Source organism: Rhodopirellula maiorica SM1 (genome assembly GCF_000346295.1).
Lineage (GTDB): Bacteria > Planctomycetota > Planctomycetia > Pirellulales > Pirellulaceae > Novipirellula > Novipirellula maiorica.
The window spans coordinates 1-3,017 of record NZ_ANOG01001109.1 but is presented as its reverse complement, the minus strand read 5'-3'; the positions used below and the strand labels follow the sequence as shown (position 1 = coordinate 3,017).

The following is a 3,017-nucleotide window of genomic DNA, read 5'->3' as shown; positions in this document are numbered from 1 at the left end:
GTGTGGAATCTACACTAGATAAATTACGTGACTTCCACAACGTAGTTGCCCGATGTTCCGATAGACGCCATGACCAGGCCTTGTGTCCGCGAATTGAGTCGTTCGTGGTGTAACGCTCGTTGGACAGCTAACGTGTTGTCAATGCACCATGGATCTCTGTCGATTCGCTCCTCGTCAGGCAATTGCCGTTCAATTTATCGGGGATTTCAAGCTTTTCAAAAACGTAAGCAACAATTCCCGTTGCTCTTCTTTCAGCTTAATAAAAGCTTGCTTCGATGCCTCCGCTTCGCCTCCGTGCCACTGGATCGCTTCGGTGAGGGTTGCCGCGCGTCCATCGTGAAGGTAGGGCGCCGAATCTGCGACACCCCACAGCGGCGGCGTCTTCCACTCCCGCTGCAAAACATCCCAAGAGAATCGGTGTCGCCCCTGAATGTCAGCCTCATCGACTTCGCCGCGGGGAAATTGCGGTTGCGGGGGATAGTCCATCGCAATCGCCCGAGGTGCCTCGGCCGGATCATAGGAACTGACAACTCTCGGGGCAGAACGACCTTGAGTGCCCCGACCTCCGCTACGGCTGGACGGATAACCGGTACGGTTGAGCGCAGCGGCGTTACCGTAAGCTGACGTCTCACCACCGCCATATCGATTCTGGTAGGGTGCGGCTGCATTCATGCTGGTCAACTGCTGCGCAGCCGCCGGGAACGGATCCTGCAGCTCAGCTCCCATGTCGTGCAATAACAAATCGCTGAAAATGTCTCGTGCGGGCGGCAAATCGGCGATGTGACAAGCAGCACAACCAATGGAGTTGAAAACTAGTTTTCCGCGGCGAACCCGTTTTCGTTCATCCAGAGAAAGCAATGGTTTCGACGGGGCGGGTAAGTCGGCGACGTAGCTCGTTAGATCCGCGAGTTGCGTTGTCGAAATATCCGCCGCGAAGCTTTGGTAATGAGGGTCCGCGGGATCATCGGCTTGTTGAGCGGCGCCGGCCACATTCAGCCCCAACTCTGTCGCACAGGCTGCCGCAACAAAATCGGCCAACGTGTTGATTTGTCCCCGCCAACCATACTTCCCCGCCACTCGGCCTGAGATCCTGCCAGCGGACGATCGCTGCTGGGAGAGCGAGATTGCTTTCAACCGATTGATGGAGATTCGTTCGATCTCTCCCATGCCGTACAGCGGCGGCGAGTTACGCTGACTGAGGTAGTAGTCGAGCGTTCCATATCGCCCTGCGACCACTGGTTGTCTAGCGATTGCATCAATCGTCCGCTCTTGAGGAGAAAACCACTGCGGCTGTAACCCGTTAACCACGCCGACAGATAAACGTTGCCGTAGGGTGTCATAGCCTGGCCGCGTGGAACGATCGTGAACGACCGTACCGGAGGACAGCGTGTTGCCGGACACGAGTGCGGGAAACAGATCCATGACTGAACTTCGGGGAGCTCCGCGACCACGACGATCCGTCGGTGGATCAAAATAAGGCGAGCGAGGATCGATGGTGATCCAGGTCACGTTGTGATCCACGCCTGATGCCCCACCGCCGGGGTGACACGCTGCACAAGAGACAGCATTGTACAGCGGCCCCAGTCCATCGGACTGTAACTCAAGTCCATCCGATGGGCGGATCGACGCCAACGCTTGGCCATTGTCACGGGATTCTGACCGAGGGCCTCGTCCTATTCTTTGTCCGTGTCCCCGATCTCTCCGCTGCGGCATCCGGCGCATTGAGTCGAAAGCATCAGCGGTTCGTGCACGATCCACAAATTCCCATTCACGCTCGAACAACTCGCGACCCGCTTTTGCGTCCTGAGCGTTTGCGTATTGGGTGTTGATCAGCGTCAGGATTAGTAACGCAGCCAGTCCGCACCGATGCATGACAGCCATGAGTCGTTCCCTCGGCAGTATTCGAAAAGAGAAGCGGAAAAGCGGCGTGGCAATCTCCACCCACAATAGAAGGACGAGAACCCTCCGCCAATGCAACGCTTCCGCTCACGTCACTCAAACGGGAAGGGGGGGGCGTTCAGCAGATAGGCAGGAATGTCGTCGCCTCGCCAATCTGTCGCCTCGCCAATCTGTCGCCTCGCCAATCCAGGGTCCTATCTGATAGACTTGCGAAAACAGGTCAGACGTCTTGATCCAAGCTGTGCCCGTACTCGCGAGGCCCGTACTCGCGAGCGGTTTACAGAATGCAACGCACGATCGATGCAGCCCCCCGTCGTGTCTCCCTCTTCGTGCGTCCCTTTGTGTCTCCGCCGCTCAGCCTTCGTTTTTCGCGGCAATCACTCGTTCACTTTCACGGATGAATCTTCGTGCGTCAATTATTGATTGACTATTGCCTGATCCTTCTCGCTGGCATTTTATACGCCGTCGCTTTGAAATATTTTGTACTTCCCTCCAAGGTCATCCTGACAGGAACGGAAGGGATAGCCACGGCGCTGTCGTATTACTTCGAGAGTTATTGGCTATTCATCGGGTTCTACTTGCTGTTCCAGTCGGTGTTGCTCATCTTTGCGTTCGCACGTGTCAGCCGAGTGTTTGCGCAGCGATCGCTGGTGGTCGTAGGCACTGTCGTAGTCGGACTTGCCGTGCTTCCTGAGTTGCAATTCGCGCAACCGGAACCTCAGAACGAGCGGATCATCCTGGTTCTGTTCGGCGGCCTGCTTGCGGGAGTTGCCAAAGCTCTCGCGTTCACTCGCCGCGGCTCAACCGGCGACGAGGACATCCTTGGGGCTTATTTTGCCGTCAAGTATTTGAAGCCGGTCGGGTCGATTGCCATTGTGGCTGCGATCGGGTCGACCACGTTCGGGCTCGTGATGGATCTCATCAAAAATGGGCAATTTGAATCCGTTGTCAACACTTTGATGTACACGTGCATTTACATCTTCGCATCGGCCGAGACACTCAACAACCTGTATCGCAAATTCAAGATCACGATGCTGGCGATCATCACCCGCCGCCAAGAAGATGTCGGCACTGCGATTACAACGACCTCCGCACATCGTACGTACACGACACATCAA

General features: G+C 56.1%; 2 protein-coding genes. One reads left to right on the top strand and one right to left on the bottom strand.

Going from position 1 to position 3,017, the window contains the following annotated elements; genetic code table 11:
- Positions 1 to 189: 189 nt before the first annotated feature.
- Complete coding sequence (locus RMSM_RS35750) at positions 190 to 1,881, bottom strand: di-heme oxidoredictase family protein (RefSeq protein ID WP_040771352.1); 1,692 nt, start codon at positions 1,879 to 1,881, stop codon at positions 190 to 192.
- A 425-nt stretch (positions 1,882 to 2,306) separates the two neighbouring features.
- On the opposite strand from RMSM_RS35750, the gene RMSM_RS35745 reads away from it, so the two are divergent.
- Positions 2,307 to 3,017, top strand: a 711-nt coding sequence (locus tag RMSM_RS35745) for a YitT family protein (RefSeq protein ID WP_008709540.1), incomplete at its 3' end; no start/stop codon positions are given.

What these genes read in the sequence shown, in the direction of transcription:
- RMSM_RS35750 (WP_040771352.1), bottom strand. Translation starts at nt 1,881, where the DNA reads ATGGCTGTCATGCATCGGTGCGGACTGGCTGCGTTACTAATCCTGACG.